Source organism: Variovorax paradoxus, assembly GCA_016806145.1.
Lineage (GTDB): Bacteria > Pseudomonadota > Gammaproteobacteria > Burkholderiales > Burkholderiaceae_C > Variovorax.
The window spans coordinates 186,474-202,425 of record CP063166.1 but is presented as its reverse complement, the minus strand read 5'-3'; the positions used below and the strand labels follow the sequence as shown (position 1 = coordinate 202,425).

The following is a 15,952-nucleotide window of genomic DNA, read 5'->3' as shown; positions in this document are numbered from 1 at the left end:
TCTCAATGCTCCGCCGCCGCCATCGACTCGGCGCGGATCTCCTCGGTCAGCCGGGCCTTGATCTCCATGAACTCGGGCGAGGTCTTGATCGTGTAGTGGCGCGGATGCGGGAAGTCGACCGCGATCTCGGTCTTGATGCGGCCGGGCCGGGCGCTGAACACGGCCACGCGGTTGGCCATGAAGATGGCCTCGTCGATGTCGTGCGTGACGAACAGCACCGTCTTCTGCGCCGATTCCCAGATGCCCAACAGCAGCTCCTGCATCAGCACGCGGGTCTGGTTGTCGAGCGCGCCGAAGGGCTCGTCGAGCAGCAGCATCTTGGGATCGTTGGCCAGCGCGCGCGCGATCGCGGTGCGCTGCTGCATGCCGCCCGAGAGCTGCTTGGGATAGTGGTTCTCGAAACCGCGCAGGCCGACCTTGGCGATGAAGAACTCGCTGCGCTCCTTCTGCTCGGCCTCGCTCATGCCGCGCTCGCGCAGGCCGAAGCGGATGTTCTGCGCGATCGTGAGCCAGGGGAACAGGGTGTAGCTCTGGAACACCACGCCGCGGTCGGCGCCCGGACCCTCGATCGGCTGGCCGTCGAGCAGCACCTCGCCGGTGGTCGGGAAGTCGAGCCCCGCGACGATCCGCAGCAGGGTGGACTTGCCGCAGCCCGAGGGGCCGAGGATGGTGACGAAGTCGTTCTCGCGCACCTCGAAGTCGACCGGCAGCAGCGCCTGCGTGCGCTGGCCACGCGTGCCGGTGAAGGTGCGCGAGACGCCGCGGATCGACAACTGGGCGGGCTTGACGAGGGTGCTCACAGCGTGCTCCAGGCGAAGAGGCGGCGGTTGACGGCCTTGAAGGCGAAGTCGGACACGAGGCCGATGACGCCGATGACGATGATCCCGAAGATGATCTGGCCGGTGTTCAGCAGCGCCTGGCTGTCGGTGATCATGTGGCCGATGCCCGAGGAGGAGCCGATGAGCTCGGCCACGATGACGTAGGTCCAGGCCCAGCCCAGCACCAGGCGCAGGGTCTCGGCGATGCCGGGCGCGGCGCCCGGGATCAGCACGCGGCGCACGATGCCCCGGCTGCTGGCGCCCAGCGTGTAGGCGGCCTCCACCAGGTCCTTGCGCGCGCTGCCCACGGTCACGGCCACCATCAGGATCACCTGGAACACCGAGCCGATGAAGATCACCAGCAGCTTCTGGCTCTCGCCGATGCCGGCCCAGAGGATCAGCAGCGGAATGAAGGCCGAGGCCGGCAGGTAGCGGCAAAACGAGACGAAGGGCTCGAGGAAGGCCTCGATCGGCTTGTAGGCGCCCATCGCGATGCCCAGCGGCACGGCGATGACCGAGGCCAGCACGAAGCCGCCGACCACGCGCCACACCGTCATCCCGATGTCCTGGATGAAGTTGTACTCGGTGAACAGCAGCCAGCCTTCGCGCACCATCGTGACCGGGCTGGCCAGGAAGGTCGGCGAGACGAAGCCGCCGAGCGTGAAGAAGGCCCAGACGGCGAAGAACAGCACGAAGAAGCCGACGCCCAGCATCCACCGCGCGCGCGGGCTCACGGGTTCGAGCGGCGCCATCGCGCGCCGGCGCCGCGCGGAGGGCACGGCGGCGGAGGGCACGGCGGCGGGGGGAACGGAGGCCGCCGCGGAAGCGGCTGGCGCGGAGGGGATGGCGGTCGTCGCTTCCATGGCGGGCGATGCGTGGCGCTTCGTCGTTGTGGCTGGGGTGGCTTACTTGATGAAGCTCGCGTCGAAGGTCACGGCCAGGTCCTCGGGCGCCTTGCGGATCACGCCGGCCTCCAGCAGGATCGGCACTGACTCCTTCATGAACTGGGTCAGCTCGCCGCTGAAGAACTTCTGGTTCGCGGCCTTGTCCTGCCAGCGCAGGTAGGCCGAGGACTTGGCGAACTGCTCGCCGCTCTGCTTGACCGCGCTGCCCATCAGCTCGTTGGACTTGGCCGGGTCGGACTTGATCATCTCGAGCGCCTCGAAGTACGAGTCGGTCAGCGCCTGCGCGGCCTTGGCGTTGGCCTTGAGCCAGGTCGGCGCGCAACCCACGGTGTCCATCACCATCGGGTAGTCGAGCGTGGTCGCGAGGATCTTGCCGGCCTGCGGGTTGGCGCGCACGGTCGACAGGTAGGGCTCGTAGGTCATGGCGGCATCGTTCTGGCCCGCGACGAAGGCCTGCGCGGCCGGCTGGGGCTCGAGCGACACCGTCTTCACGTCCTTGATGTTCATGCCGTTCTTCGACAGCATCCAGGCCAGGCCGAAGTACGGCGCGGTGCCGGGCGCGCTCACGCCGACGGTCTTGCCCTTGAGGTCGGAGAAGCCCCTGACGTCGTTGCGCACCGCGATGCCGTCGGCGCCGTAGGACTTGTCCATCTGGAAGATCTGCACGATCGGCACGCCGTTGGCGTTCCAGGCCACGTGCGTCTCGACGGTGGTGGCGGCGCACTGGATCGCGCCCGAGGCCAGCGCCAGGTGGCGGTCCTTCTGCGGGATCATCTTGAGCTCCACGTCGAGCCCGTTCTTCTTGAAGATGCCGGCCTTGTCGGCCAGCGACAGCGGCGCGAAGCCGGTCCAGCCCGACATGCCGAGCGTGATCCTGGTCTGGGCGGCGGCGCCCCCGGCCGCGCCCGCGATGCATGCACCGGCTGCCAGCAGCGTGGCGATCTTTGCGACTGTCTTGGCCATCGAGGCCCTCCTGTTCGTGTGAAGCGTCAATTGAATCGGCTGGCAGCGCTCCGTCGGAGCTTTCCGTGGTGCGCGGCCGCAGTGTCATTCGCCTGAACACCCCTGTATATACAGGATAACCCGAAAAAGCTGCGGTGGGAACGGTGCAAGCCGTCGTGGAGCGCACCTTGTATTGGTGCGGACCGTCCGAGGCATGCACCAGAATGCTGTCTATACAGGCATTTCAGGCGAATGCCGATCGCTTGCAAGCGGCGTGCCAGCCGGGCCGCGCGTCGAGGCCGCCACCCAGGCCGACGGGCGGTCGCGCCCGGGCCCGCGACCGCGGCGGCGCGCCTGCTGCGCTGCGGCGACAATCGACCCCTTCCGTCGCCACCCAGCCCGCCGCCTTGTCCAATTCACCTTCCGCCGACCCCGCGCAGATCCTGCACGAGGTCTTCGGCTACGCCGCCTTCCGCGGTCCGCAGGCCCCGATCGTCGACCACGTGACCGGCGGCGGCGACGCCCTGGTGCTGATGCCCACCGGCGGCGGCAAGTCGCTGTGCTACCAGATCCCCGCGATCGCGCGCCAGCGCGCCGGGCACGGCATCGCGGTGGTGGTGTCGCCGCTGATCGCGCTGATGCACGACCAGGTCGGCGCGCTGCACGAGGCCGGCGTGGACGCGGCCTTCCTCAATTCCACGCTCGACTGGCAGCAGACGCAGGACGTCGAGCGCCGCATGGCGCGCGCCGAGGTCACGCTGCTGTACGCCGCCCCCGAGCGCGTGACCACGCCGCGCTTCCTCGAGCTGATGGACGCGCTGGCCGCGCGCGGCAAGCTGTCGATGTTCGCGATCGACGAGGCGCATTGCGTGAGCCAGTGGGGCCATGACTTCCGTCCCGAGTACCGCGCGCTGACCGTGCTGCACGAGCGCTACCCGGGCGTGCCGCGCATCGCGCTGACCGCCACCGCCGACGCGCTCACGCGCGCCGACATCGTCGAGCGGCTGCAGCTCGAGCAGGCGCAGCAGTTCGTCTCGAGCTTCGACCGGCCGAACATCCGCTACACCATCGTCGAGAAGAAGGAAGCCACCACGCAGCTGCTGCGCTTCATCGAGCGCGAGCACGAGGGCGATGCCGGCGTGGTCTATTGCCAGTCGCGCAAGCGCGTGGAAGACGTGGCGGTGGCGCTGCGCGACGCGGGCATCAACGCCCTGCCCTACCACGCGGGGCTCGACGCCTCGGTGCGCCAGCTGCACCAGGACCGCTTCCTGCGCGAGGAAGGCATCGTGATGTGCGCCACCATCGCCTTCGGCATGGGCATCGACAAGCCCGACGTGCGCTTCGTGGCCCACCTCGACATGCCCAAGAACATCGAGGGCTACTACCAGGAGACCGGCCGCGCGGGCCGCGACGGCGAGCCGGCCCAGGCCTGGATGGCCTACGGCCTGCAGGACGTGGTGAACCAGCGCCGCATGATCGACGAGAGCCCGGCCGGCGAGGAATTCAAGCAGGTGATGCGCGGCAAGCTCGACGCGCTGCTCTCGCTGGCCGAGGCCAGCGACTGCCGGCGCGTGCGCCTCCTGGGCTACTTCGGCGAGCAGAGCACGCCCTGCGGCAACTGCGACAACTGCATCGCGCCGCCGCAGGTCTGGGACGGCACCGACGCAGCGCGCAAGCTGCTGTCCACCGTCTACCGCGTGCAGCAGCAAAGCGGCATCAGCTTCGGCGCCGGCCACGTGATGGACATCCTGCGCGGCAAGGAGACCGAGAAGGTCAAGCAGTTCGGCCACGAACGCATCAGCACCTTCGGGCTCGGCGCGGAATTCAGCGAGGTGCAGCTGCGCGGCGTGCTGCGCCAGCTGATCGCGATCGGCGCGGTGGCGGTCGACGCCGAGGCCTACAACACGCTCAAGCTCACCGAGGGCTCGCGCGCGGTGCTGCGCGGCGAGACCACGGTGTCGCTGCGCGAATCGATCTCCTCGTCGACGGCTCGCGGCGGCAAGGCGCGGCGCGAGAAGACCGCGCGCGGCGCGCCCTCGCCGGCCGCGGCCACGCTCGACGCGCAGGGCCAGTCGCGCTTCGACGCGCTCAAGGCCTGGCGCGCCGAGGTGGCGCGCGAGCACAACCTGCCGGCCTACGTGATCTTCCACGACGCCACGCTGGCCGCGATCGCCGAGCGGGCGCCGGCCACGCTCGAGGACCTGAAGGGCATCAGCGGCATCGGCACCAAGAAGCTCGAGGCCTACGGCAGCGAGGTGCTGCGGGTGTGCTCGGCGTTCTAGCCGGCCTCAGTTCGCGACCGGCAGCTTCACCGGCACCGGCCGCGTGAGCAGGTCGACGTAGAGATCGTAGAAGCGCGCGTTGTCGAACTTCTTCACCACCTTCATCTTCTGCAGCGCCACGCCCGCGGGCGGCGTGGCATAGCCGACCGAGCGGCCGTTCTCGGGATCGCCGGGCTTGGCGATCACGTCGACGTACTCCTCGCTGACCTCGGTCGCGTAGCTCGGGTCGAGCAGGTAGGCGATGGTCAGCGTGTCCCAGATGTTCGAGGTGTAGCCGGGCTTGGTCTCGAACGAGTCCGCGAACCATTCCTTGCGGAAGACCTCGGTGACCGGCGTGGGCGTGGCCGGGTGCGCGATCTTGTCGTAGATGGCCTTGGTCATCAGCACGGTGTCGGTCACGTCCAGCGGCAGCACCACCTGCGGGATCGGCAGGCGCACCACGTACTGCGCCGCATCGGGGTCGAACCACCAGTTGAACTCGGCCGTCTTGGTCGTGTTGCCGGCCACGTGGACAGCGCCGCCCATGTAGATGATCTCCTTGATCAGCGGCACGATCTCGGGCGCGCGCTTGGCGGCCAGCGCGATGTTCGTGAGCGGGCCGATCGCGAGGATGCTGACCTCCTTCGGATTCGCCTTGATGGCGTCGATCAGGAAGTCGACCGCGCCCTTGGCCTGCACCTTGGTGTGGGTGGCGAAGCCGTCGGGGATCGGCACCAGCTCGGCGTCGCTCTTGGGCTCGGGCGAGCTCCAGGCGCCCAGGTAGCCGTCGCCGCCGGCACCGGCCTTCATCTCGGCGTCGATGTCGGCCTTGGTGTGGTTCAGCGCGTAGTTCTCGCCCACGTAGACGCCGATGCGATCGCCCACGCCGAGCCGCTCGACCGACTTCAGCGCCTCGGCCACGCCCTGGCGCAGCCACTTGTTGCCCGACACCACGCTGATGCCCAGCACGTCGACCTTGCCCTCGGCCTGCAGCTGCGCGGCCATGGCGCCGAGCTGGCCGTCGTCGCTCATGGTGTTGTAGTCGCTGTCGATGATGATCTTGCGCGCCGGCGGAGGGGGCGGCGGCGGCGGCGGCGGAGGCGGTGGGGGCGGCGGCGCGCTGCCGGTCGGCACGAACGCGAAGCCGTTGCCGCCACCGCCGCCGCAGGCGGTGAGCGCCGCGACCGACAGGGCCGAAACGATCCATCGTCTTCTGGGCATCTGCATCTCTCTCTCCTTGGAATAGTGGTTGTCTTGAGGGGGAAACCGTCGAACGGTCGCTCGAACGAAAACGTTTGCGCAAACGTTTGCTGAATTCTGGGCGCGAGGGCACGGCACAGGCAAGGGCCGTGGCCTAGGGGTTTTCCGCGAGGAGGATGGGGCGCGGCCGGCGCGTTCGGACACGCGAAAACGGGCCCGTCGGGCCCGTTCGTCGGTTCGGCGAGAAGGGCGCCGGCCGGTGGATCAGTCGGTCTCGATCAGCCGGTTCTCGCGCAGCGACGAGCGCAGCAGCAGCATCGGACCCGTGTCCTGTGCCGCGTCCGCCTTCTCGAGTTCCGGCGCGGCGCGCGCCGCGGCGGCGACCGGCACCGGGCAGCTGCCGGTGCTGCGCAGCGCGAGCGCGGCCGAGAAGCGCGCCTCGCTGGTATCGCCCAGCGCATGCGTGAAGTCGTCGGCCACCGTGCAGTTGGGCGCGAAGCCGTCGCCGTAGTCGCCGGCGCCCTTGTTGTTCACGCCCTGGAACTGGATCGCGAAGTAGGTGGTGCCGCAGTTGTCCTGCGGATAGAAGCCGTAGGGCTTGCCGCAGGTGGTGCCGCCCACGAGGTTGACACGGACGTCCACGCCGCGCAGGCCGTTGATGACCGACTCGCTGGCCGAGCAGGTGTCGGGGCTGGTGAGCACCGTGACCTGCGACAGGCCGAGCTGCGGCAGCGGCAGGCTGTTGCGCGAGGTGCCGAGGAAGGGCAGCGGCGCCTGGAAGCCGAACGGATTCTTGTTGTTGAAGGCGAGCCGCTCGAAGGTCTTGCCCGCGGTGGCGGCCGGCGAGGCGATCATGTAGGCGAGCCGGCTCGCGATGTTGAGCTGGCCGCCGCCGTTGTAGCGCATGTCGAGCACGAGGTCCTGCACGCCGTCGGCCTTGAACTTGTTCATGGCCGCGATCAGCTGCGCCTCGGAGGTCGTGATGTGGTCGTTGAACAGCAGGTAGCCGACGCGGCCGCTCGCCGTGTCGACGGTCTTCACGTTCTGCACCGGCGTGCGCGTGATCTGGGCCGCGGCCAGCGTGACGGTGCGCGTGGCGCCGCCGGCCTCCTCGAGCCTGAAGCTGTGCGACTCGCCGAGCGCGGCGGGCGACAGCGCGTTGTTGATGGCGGTGGTGTTGGTGCTGTTGACCACGCTGATGCCGTCGACCTCGAGGATCTTGGCGCCGCGTGCGATGCCGGCGTTGGCCGCCGGCGAGTTCGGTTCGGTGAAGGCCACGCGCAGGTCGCGCGGGCGCGAGTTGCGCACGAACGCGAACTCGATGCCGTAGCCGGCCGAGACACCGGCCTCGGAGAGCTGGCGGTAGACCTCGGTGTCGTAGACGTAGTGGAAGCGGTCCTTGGCGCGGCCCGAGGCCGTGGTGAGCGGGGTCTTCAGCACGTTGAAGTAGGCCACCGGCGTCGCGTAGTCGGCCGCCTTCAGCGTGGTCGGCACCTCGTTGTACCAGAGGTAGGTTTCGTCGATCCAGGCGCGCACCCAGCGCTTCTCGATCGCCAGCGAGCCGGCGCGGTCGGGGTAGCCGAGGCCGGTGGCCGGATTGATGCCGGGACGTGGCGCGGCGCACTGGCCGGCCACGCTCGAGGAGGCGACGATCGCGTCGTCGTCGCCCGTGCCGGGCGTTCCGGTTCCGGTCCCCGTTCCCGGCAGGAACGGCAGGCCCCCGCCTCCGCCGCCGCCCCCACCGCCGCAGCCGGCGAGCAGCCCCGCGAGGGCCAGCGCACCGGCCAGGGCCCAGCGGCTCGAAGCCCCGGCGTGTGGCCGCGCACGGCCTGGGTTGCGAAAGCTCATCGAAATCTCCCTCATGCGGGCCCGCGGACGCGGGCGGACGTCTGGAACCCGGAAAGCACGTGGCTCCCGGCCTGTCGGCGGCTTCCCTTCCGCCCTTGTTCTTGCTGCGCTCCGGCCGTGCGGGGCCGCTACTGCACGAAACCCATGCCGCGCGATTCGCGCACTTCGGGCTTGATGCGGTGCTCGGCCTCGAGCTGGTCGAGGAATTCGGCCGCCGAGAACTCGGTCGCCAGGATATCGGTCTGGCGTTTCACCGCCGCGAAATCGCCGGGGCACAGCTGCGAAAGCTGCGTCAGCCGCGCGCGGACCTCGCCCGTGAGCAGCGACGCATCGCCCGCGAGCGCCTCGGTCACGAACATGCGCTCGCGCTGCGCCGCGGTCAGCGGCATGAACTTGATCTTGAAGGTGAAGCGCCGCAGCGCAGCCTGGTCGAGCCGGTCGAGCAGGTTGGTGGTGCACACGAAGATGCCGTTGAAGCGCTCCATGCCCTGCAGCATCTCGTTGACCTCGGTGACCTCGTAGGTGCGCTGGGCACCGCGGCGGTCCTGCAGGAAGCTGTCGGCCTCGTCGAGCAGCAGCACGGCCTTCTCGCTCTCGGCCTCGCGGAACATGGCGGCCATGTTCTGCTCGGTCTCGCCGACGTACTTGCTCATGAGGTCGCTGGCCTGGCGCACGATCAGCGGCCGCGCGATGGCCTTGGCGATGTGCTCGGCGAGCGCGGTCTTGCCGGTGCCGGGCGCGCCGTAGAAGCACAGCGTGCCGTGGCCGCGCGCCTTCAGCGCCTCGACGACGCGCGGGATCTCGAAGCGGGTCTCGACATTGAGCATGTCGAGGTCGTAGGTGGTCACGGTGCGGCGCTCGCCGCGGCCGGTGTCGGTGGTGCCCAGCGCGAGGTCGGCATTGCGCAGCTGGCGTTCGATCAGCGCCTCGACCGAGGCGTCGTCGGTCTGGGCCAGGCCCGCGAAGCGCACCGCGGTGCGGATCTGCGCGGGCGTCAGGCCCTTGCGCCCGGCCAGCTTGGCGGTGAAGGCCTCGGACACCGTCACGCCCTCTAGCGTCTTCTTCACGAGCTGCTCGCGCGCGCCCGGCGGCGGCGACTTGAGCTCGAGGTGGTAGGCGAAGCGGCGCCGGAACGCGGGATCGATCTGCTCGATGCGGTTGGTGACCCACAGCGTGGGCACCGGGTTGGCTTCGAGGATCTGGTTGACCCAGGCCTTGCCGCTGACGCTGCCGTTGGCCGGCGCGGGAATCTGTTCGGCGCGCGCCATGTACTGCGCGGCCTCGGTGCTGATCGGCGGGAACACGTCCTCGACCTCGTCGAACAGCAGCGCGGCCTGGGCGCTGCCCTTGAGGAAGACCTGCGCGATCTGCAGCGAGCGGTAGCGGTCGCGGCCCGACAGCGAGTTGCCGTCGCGGTCGGCGTACTCGACCTCGAACAGCTCGAGCCCCGCGGCCTGCGCCACCACCTTGGCGAGCTCGGTCTTGCCGGTGCCGGGCGGGCCGTAGAGCAGCACGTTCACGCCGAGCTCCTTGCGCGCGACCGCCGCGCGCAGCAGCGTCACGAGCACGCGCACCTCCTCGTCGACGAAGGAGAAGTCGTTGGGCAGCAGCGCGCTCTTGGCCGAGGGCCGCGTGAACACGGCCATCAGCTCGTTGTGGTCGCGGTACTCGCGCATCAGCACCGGCGGCAGCTTCTCGCTGACCTTCATCAGGTCGGCGAGGTCGGTGATGTTGTGTTCGGAGATCAGGTTCTCGACCAGCCCGATGCGCTCGAGCCGCGAGCCGGCGCGCAGCGCCTCGCCGACCTCGCTCGCGTTCACGCCCGCGATGTCGGCGATCGCGGCATAGGCCTCGGGCGCGTTGTTGACCTTGAACTCGACCAGCAGCGAGCGCAGGTCGCGCTGGTAGCGCGCGAGCGTGCCGTACAGCAGCAGCGCGCGCTCGGCCTTGTTGAGCTGCAGCAGGCCCGCGAGCGCATCGATGTTCTTCTCGACCAGCGTGGACTGCTTGCGCAGCGCATGCGTGAGCCAGTCGCGCGTGACGGCCAGCACCGAGAGCAGGTCCTTGGGCTGGTCCTTCGCGTACTCGTCGAGGTAGAAGAACAGCGTGCCTTCCTCGTACGGGCCGCGCCAGACGCCGTGGCGCTCGAGCAGCGTGCGGCCGTCGAGGTTCTCGACGCCCTTCCAGGCCTCGTTGCCCGCGCAGCGGCGGCCGAGGAATTCGCGCAGCCGCTGCAGCACCGCGGCCGGCCACACCAGGTGGCGGCCGGTCAGCGAGAGCAATCCGTTGATGTCGCGCCGCACGTTGAAGCGCGGCCCCTGCTTGGCGGCGAGCGTGAGCACGAAGTGCGAGCACATGAGCTCGAGCACCGGTGCTTCCTTGAGACCGGGCGACGGCAATGCCTGCCCGCGAACCGCAGCAGCCACGACATCGACACCCGCACGCTTGACCATCGGACGAACCTCCAGAGAGGGGAATTACCGGCCAGACCATAACGCAGACTTTTGGCTTCGGGAAGACGCCGAAAGGGTAAAAACCCTGGTGTCCGATTCCGTCCACAATGCGCGCCATGGTCGAAATCGAAGAAATACGCCGTGCCGCGGCACGCCTTTCGGGACAGGTGCTCGACACGCCCTGCGTGGAATCGCGCACGCTCTCGGAGATCGTGGGCGCGCAGGTGTTCCTCAAGTTCGAGAACCTGCAGTTCACCTCCTCGTTCAAGGAACGCGGCGCCTGCAACAAGCTGGTCGACCTGTCGGAGAGCGGCACCCGCGGCGTGATCGCGATGTCGGCCGGCAACCATGCGCAGGGCGTGGCCTATCACGCGCAGCGGCTCGGGCTGCGCGCGCTGATCGTGATGCCGCGCTTCACGCCCGGCGTGAAGATCGAGCGCACGCGCGGCTTCGGCGCCGAGGTGGTGCTGTACGGCGACACGCTCGACGCGGCGCGCGCCCATGCGGTCGAACTCGCGCAGCGCGAGGGCCTGGCCTTCGTGCATCCCTACGACGACGAGGCCATCATCGCCGGCCAGGGCACGGTGGCGCTCGAGATGCTCGCGGCCGAGCCCGAGCTCGACACGCTGGTGGTGTCGGTCGGCGGCGGCGGACTGATCGCGGGCATGGCGGTGGCCGCGCGCGCGCTCAAGCCCGGCATCGAGATCGTGGGCGTGCAGACCACGCGCTTCCCGGCCATGGTCAACGCGGTCCAGGGCACGCAGCATCCGCAGGGCAAGAGCACCATCGCCGAGGGCATCGCGGTCGGCACGCCGGGCGTGCTGACGCGCGAGATCATCGCGCGTCATGTCGACGACCTGGTGCTGGTGGACGAAGGCGACATCGAGCAGGGCGTGCTGATGCTGCTCGAAATCGAGAAGACGCTGGTCGAAGGCGCCGGCGCCGCCGGGCTGGCCGCGCTGATCCGGCATCCCGAACGCTTCAAGGGCAAGCGCGTGGGCCTGGTGCTGTCGGGCGGCAACATCGATCCGCTGCTGCTCGCGGCCATCATCGAGCGCGGCATGGTGCGCGCCGGCCGGCTCGCGCGGGTGCGCGTCAGCGCGCGCGACGTGCCGGGCTCGCTGGCCCAGATCACGGCCACCGTGGCCGAAGCGGGCGCTAACGTCGACGAGGTCCACCACCAGCGCGCCTTCACCATGCTGGCGGCGCAGAACGTCGACATCGAGCTGGTGCTGCAGACCCGCGGCCGCGAACACCTGGCCAGCGTGCTGGAAGCGCTGGCCACGGCGGGCTTCGAGGCGCAGGAGCAGCACTGACCCTGGCCCGGCCGTCCGGTTACGTCTGGTTCCAGGGGTCTCGCAACCCCCTAGACCGCGCGCATGCACCCCACCGGTAAAATGCCACCAGTTCGTGTCATTCAAAGTATCAGAGGTATTCCCGATGTCCCACCCCACTCCTGTCGAGCCCGCGCACGGCGCTGCCGTCGAGCAAGACACGGTCGAGTCGATCGTTCACCTGATGCCGATCGTGCTGCCGATCGCCGGCGGCGTGCTGATGCTGCTGCTCGCATCGATCGCCGTCTTCCTCGCCTGACAGGCATTTGCGCTCTCGTCCGCGGGTCGTGCGGCCCGCGCTGACGCATCCTCCTCTCCCGAGCCGAAACGTTTTCTCAAACGGACCTCCACGCCTTTGCGGCGTGGCGCACCGTTCGGAAAGACGATTTTTCAACTTAGGAGATTTCCGATGAACGCACCCACGAAGGGCCTTGGCATTCAGGCGCCCGCCTACGTCAAGAACGCCAAGCTGATTGCCTGGGTGGCCGACATGGCCGCGCTGTGCAAACCCGAATCCATCTACTGGTGCGACGGCAGCAACGAAGAGTACGACCGCCTCTGCCAGCAGCTGGTGGACGCCGGCACCTTCCAGAAGCTCAATCCCGCCAAGCGCCCGAACTCGTTCCTCGCCTCCTCCGACCCGAGCGACGTGGCGCGCGTCGAAGACCGCACCTACATCTGCTCCGCCAACAAGGAAGACGCCGGCCCCACCAACAACTGGATGGCCCCGGCCGAGATGCGCGCCACTCTGCAGCCGCTTTTTGACGGCTGCATGAAGGGCCGCACGATGTACGTCGTGCCCTTCAGCATGGGCCCGCTGGGCTCGCCGATCGCGCACATCGGCATCGAGCTGTCCGACAGCCCCTACGTCGCGGTCAACATGAAGATCATGACCCGCATGGGCAAGGCCGTGTACGAGGTGCTGGGCGCCGACGGCGAGTTCGTGCCCTGCGTGCACACCGTGGGCGCGCCGCTCGAGGCCGGCCAGAAGGACGTCGCCTGGCCCTGCAACAAGACCAAGTACATCGTCCACTACCCCGAGACGCGCGAGATCTGGAGCTTCGGTTCGGGCTACGGCGGCAACGCGCTCTTGGGCAAGAAGTGCTTCGCGCTGCGCATCGCCTCGAACATGGGCCGCGACGAAGGCTGGCTCGCCGAGCACATGCTGATCCTGGGCGTGACCAGCCCCGCGGGCAAGAAGCACCACGTGGCCGCCGCCTTCCCGAGCGCCTGCGGCAAGACCAACTTCGCGATGCTGATCCCGCCGGCTGGGTTCGACGGCTGGAAGGTCACGACCATCGGCGACGACATCGCCTGGATCAAGCCCCAGGCCGACGGCACGCTGCGCGCCATCAACCCCGAGGCCGGCTACTTCGGCGTGGCCCCGGGCACCAACGACCTGACCAACCCGAACTGCATGGCCAGCCTCGACCGCGACGTGATCTTCACGAACGTGGCGCTGACCGACGACGGCGACGTCTGGTGGGAAGGCATGGGCGACGCGCCCGCGCACTGCATCGACTGGCAGGGCAAGGACTGGACGCCGCAGATCGCCAAGGAAACCGGCGCCAAGGCCGCCCATCCGAACGCGCGCTTCACCGTGGCCGCCACCAACAACCCCGCGCTCGACGATGCCTGGGACGATCCGAAGGGCGTGAAGATCGACGCCTTCATCTTCGGCGGCCGCCGCTCGACCACCGTGCCGCTGGTGACCGAGGCCCGCAACTGGGTCGAGGGCGTCTACATGGCCGCGACCATGGGCTCGGAAACCACCGCCGCGGCCGCCGGCCAGCAGGGCGTGGTGCGCCGCGATCCGTTCGCGATGCTGCCGTTCATGGGCTACAACATGAGCGACTACTTCCAGCACTGGCTCGACCTGGGCAAGAAGCTGCAGGCCTCGGGCGCCACGCTGCCGCGCATCTACACCACCAACTGGTTCCGCAAGGGCGCCGACGGCAAGTTCGTCTGGCCCGGCTACGGCGAGAACATGCGCGTGCTCAAGTGGATGATCGACCGCATCGAAGGCAAGGCCGACGGCGTCGACCACATCACCGGCGTGAGCCCGCGCTACGAGGACCTCAACTGGACCGGCCTGGACTTCAGCGCCGAGCAGTTCGCCACCGTCACCAGCATCGACAAGGCCGCCTGGCAGGCCGAGCTCAAGCTGCACGACGAGCTGTTCGAGCAACTGGCGCATCACCTGCCGAAGGAACTGCCCGCGACCAAGGCGGCGATCGAGCAGCGCCTCGCGGCCTGAGGTGGACGCGCCCCGCGAGGGGTGCGCTCCAGACACGAAAAAGCCGCCCTCGGGCGGCTTTTTCGTGGGCGCGATCGCCGATCAGTAGTAGCGCGAGCTGTTCATGCGGCGCATCGCTTCGTACAGCGTGGGCATGCGAGCCGATTGCGTACGGGCGGCAGCGCCGGCCAGCGCGTCGATCCGGGCCGCATCGGCCACGCTCGCCGTGCCTTCCGACTGCTGGCGCCAGACGGCGGCTTGCAGTTCGGCCATCACGCGCGGGTCGCTGTGCGCGGTTTCGAGGAAGCGGGCGTCGGCGCGGGCCGCGGCACGGCGGCGCGAAGCGGCCAGCCAGGTGGCGCCCAGCTTGTTGGCACCGTTGGCCAGCGAACCGGCGAACAGCGCGATCACCGCGAAGGCGCCGGCGCAGACCAGGGCCCAGGCCGCGAGCAGCGCGCCTTCGTCCCAGTGGCTGACGATGGTGTCGGCCACCACGAGCACGGCCGAGACGATGGCGACGATCAGCAGCAGGATCAGCGGACGGGCGCTGCTGCCGCCGCGTGCGGCCTTCAGGTGGCCGAACAGGACTTCGGCGCGCTGGACGCCGGGGTGGACGGTGGGTTGGTCGACGTGTACGAAGCTGGTCATGATGCCCTCCAAGGCGTGTTTCTATTTCCGATGCCTCGATATTAGGGTTTGCCCTAGTAAGTTTCCACTTTATCTTTCTGATGTTTATCATTCACAAGACTGATGGACGTCAATTTCCGCACACTCGACCTCAACCTGCTTCGCGTCTTCGACGAGGTGATGGCGGAGCGCAACCTCACGCGCGCCGCGCGCAACCTGTCGATCACGCAGCCGGCCGTGAGCAATGCGCTGCGGCGGCTGCGCGAGGTGCTGGGCGACGAGCTGGTGCGCCGCGCCGGTGCCGGCGTGGAGCCCACGCCGCGCGCGCTGGCGCTGTGGCCCACGGTGCGCGACGCGCTGCGCCAGCTGCAGCACACGCTGGCGCCGGGCGAGTTCGATGCCGGCACCGCCGACACCACCTTCCTGCTGGCGATGGCCGATGCCACCGCGGCCGAGCTGATGCCGGGCCTGGTGCGGATCGCCGAGACCGAGGCGCCGGGCATTTCGATGCGGGTGCTGCCGCTGACCACGCGCGACCCGCGCCGCATGCTCGAGCACGAGGAGGTCGACATGGCGATCGGCTACTTCCCGGCCGTGATCGCGAGCCTGGCGGCGCGCGGCCAGTCGGGCGTGGGCGTGCCCTTCGAGACCCAGCGGCTGTACCTGGGCCAATATGTATGCGTGATGCGCCGCGGCCATCCGCTGGCCGAGCAGCCGCTCACGCTCGACGACTACTGCGCCGCGCGGCACCTGCTGGTGAGTTTCTCGGGCCGGCCCTACGGCTTCATCGACCAGACGCTGGGCGCGCTCGGGCGCGAGCGGCGCATCGTGGTCACGGTGAACCAGTTCTTCACGGCTGGCCAGGTGGTCGCGACCACCGATCTGCTGACGGTGCTGCCGCGCCATTTCGTGACGGTCACGGGCATCGGCGACCAGCTGGTGCTGCGCGACCTGCCCTTCGACCAGCCGCCGGTGCACGTGGATGCCATCTGGCACCGGCGCGCCCAGCACGCCCACTCGCACGAATGGTTGCGGCAATCGCTGCTGCGCTCGGCGGCGGCCGCTTTCGCGGGCTCGATACTCGGGCAGCAGGTGCCGGGCTGAAACGCCCGGCGTCGGAATCGTTCGCGGGTCAGCGAACGACGCGCAGCCAGGCGGCTGCCGCGCCGCGCAGTTCCTGCGCGTGGTGGGCATCGAGGCCCGCGCGCACATCGGCGCTTTCCATCAGCGTCGCGGCGTGGCTGGCCGGCGCAGAATTGGCGGAGGAACGGAAGAAACGTGCCACTTGGGCAATGAGGCTGAACATGATGGTGCGCGGCTCTTGGCTG

General features: G+C 69.1%; 13 protein-coding genes. 5 read left to right on the top strand and 8 right to left on the bottom strand.

Annotation, left to right across the window (positions count from 1 at the left end; genetic code table 11):
- Positions 1-2: 2 nt before the first annotated feature.
- Genes INQ48_00995 through INQ48_00985 form a run of 3 tightly spaced genes read right to left on the bottom strand, consistent with a single transcriptional unit; the run spans position 3 to position 2,686 of the window.
- Positions 3-800: an ABC transporter ATP-binding protein gene (locus INQ48_00995; GenBank protein ID QRF57873.1), complete on the bottom strand. Its 798-nt coding sequence runs from the start codon at positions 798-800 to the stop codon at positions 3-5.
- On the bottom strand, positions 797-1,681 hold the full coding sequence (locus INQ48_00990; GenBank protein ID QRF57872.1) for an ABC transporter permease: 885 nt from the start codon (positions 1,679-1,681) through the stop codon (positions 797-799). Before INQ48_00990 ends, INQ48_00995 begins: the two co-directional genes overlap by 4 nt.
- Positions 1,682-1,723: 42 nt before the next feature.
- Positions 1,724-2,686, bottom strand: coding sequence for an ABC transporter substrate-binding protein (locus tag INQ48_00985; protein ID QRF57871.1), 963 nt, complete (start codon positions 2,684-2,686; stop codon positions 1,724-1,726).
- A gap of 422 nt (positions 2,687-3,108) precedes the next feature.
- Here INQ48_00985 and recQ point away from each other — a divergent pair, with 422 nt between their 5' ends.
- Positions 3,109-4,947 carry a DNA helicase RecQ gene (gene recQ, locus INQ48_00980; GenBank protein ID QRF60564.1) on the top strand — a complete coding sequence of 613 codons (1,839 nt, stop codon included), beginning with the start codon at positions 3,109-3,111 and terminating at the stop codon, positions 4,945-4,947.
- Between the two features lie 6 nt (positions 4,948-4,953).
- Here recQ and INQ48_00975 read toward each other — a convergent pair whose 3' ends face one another.
- From INQ48_00975 to INQ48_00965, 3 genes are all read right to left on the bottom strand, one after another.
- On the bottom strand, positions 4,954-6,147 hold the full coding sequence (locus tag INQ48_00975; GenBank protein ID QRF57870.1) for a nucleoside hydrolase: 1,194 nt from the start codon (positions 6,145-6,147) through the stop codon (positions 4,954-4,956).
- Between the two features lie 243 nt (positions 6,148-6,390).
- Complete coding sequence (locus INQ48_00970) at positions 6,391-7,974, bottom strand: peptidase S41 (protein QRF57869.1); 1,584 nt, start codon at positions 7,972-7,974, stop codon at positions 6,391-6,393.
- Between the two features lie 128 nt (positions 7,975-8,102).
- Positions 8,103-10,427, bottom strand: a complete 2,325-nt coding sequence (locus INQ48_00965; protein ID QRF57868.1) for an AAA family ATPase — start codon at positions 10,425-10,427, stop codon at positions 8,103-8,105.
- Positions 10,428-10,543: 116 nt separating this feature from the next.
- On the opposite strand from INQ48_00965, the gene INQ48_00960 reads away from it, so the two are divergent.
- From INQ48_00960 to INQ48_00950, 3 genes are all read left to right on the top strand, one after another.
- Positions 10,544-11,743 (top strand): threonine ammonia-lyase, encoded by a 1,200-nt coding sequence (locus INQ48_00960; GenBank protein QRF57867.1) that lies wholly within the window; start codon positions 10,544-10,546, stop codon positions 11,741-11,743.
- A gap of 124 nt (positions 11,744-11,867) precedes the next feature.
- Positions 11,868-12,020 carry a hypothetical protein gene (locus tag INQ48_00955; GenBank protein ID QRF57866.1) on the top strand — a complete coding sequence of 51 codons (153 nt, stop codon included), beginning with the start codon at positions 11,868-11,870 and terminating at the stop codon, positions 12,018-12,020.
- 150 nt (positions 12,021-12,170) lie between these two features.
- A complete protein-coding gene (locus INQ48_00950; GenBank protein QRF57865.1) occupies positions 12,171-14,018 on the top strand; it encodes a phosphoenolpyruvate carboxykinase (GTP) in 1,848 nt (615 codons plus the stop codon).
- Positions 14,019-14,099: 81 nt separating this feature from the next.
- Here the strand turns inward: INQ48_00950 and INQ48_00945 are convergent, their stop codons facing one another.
- The gene (locus tag INQ48_00945) at positions 14,100-14,645 is read right to left on the bottom strand and encodes a hypothetical protein (GenBank protein ID QRF57864.1); all 546 of its coding nucleotides are present in this window, start codon (positions 14,643-14,645) and stop codon (positions 14,100-14,102) included.
- Positions 14,646-14,747: 102 nt separating this feature from the next.
- Here INQ48_00945 and INQ48_00940 point away from each other — a divergent pair, with 102 nt between their 5' ends.
- A complete protein-coding gene (locus tag INQ48_00940) occupies positions 14,748-15,728 on the top strand; it encodes a LysR family transcriptional regulator (GenBank protein ID QRF57863.1) in 981 nt (326 codons plus the stop codon).
- A gap of 28 nt (positions 15,729-15,756) precedes the next feature.
- Here the strand turns inward: INQ48_00940 and INQ48_00935 are convergent, their stop codons facing one another.
- A complete protein-coding gene (locus INQ48_00935) occupies positions 15,757-15,930 on the bottom strand; it encodes a hypothetical protein (protein QRF57862.1) in 174 nt (57 codons plus the stop codon).
- Positions 15,931-15,952 lie beyond the last annotated feature (22 nt).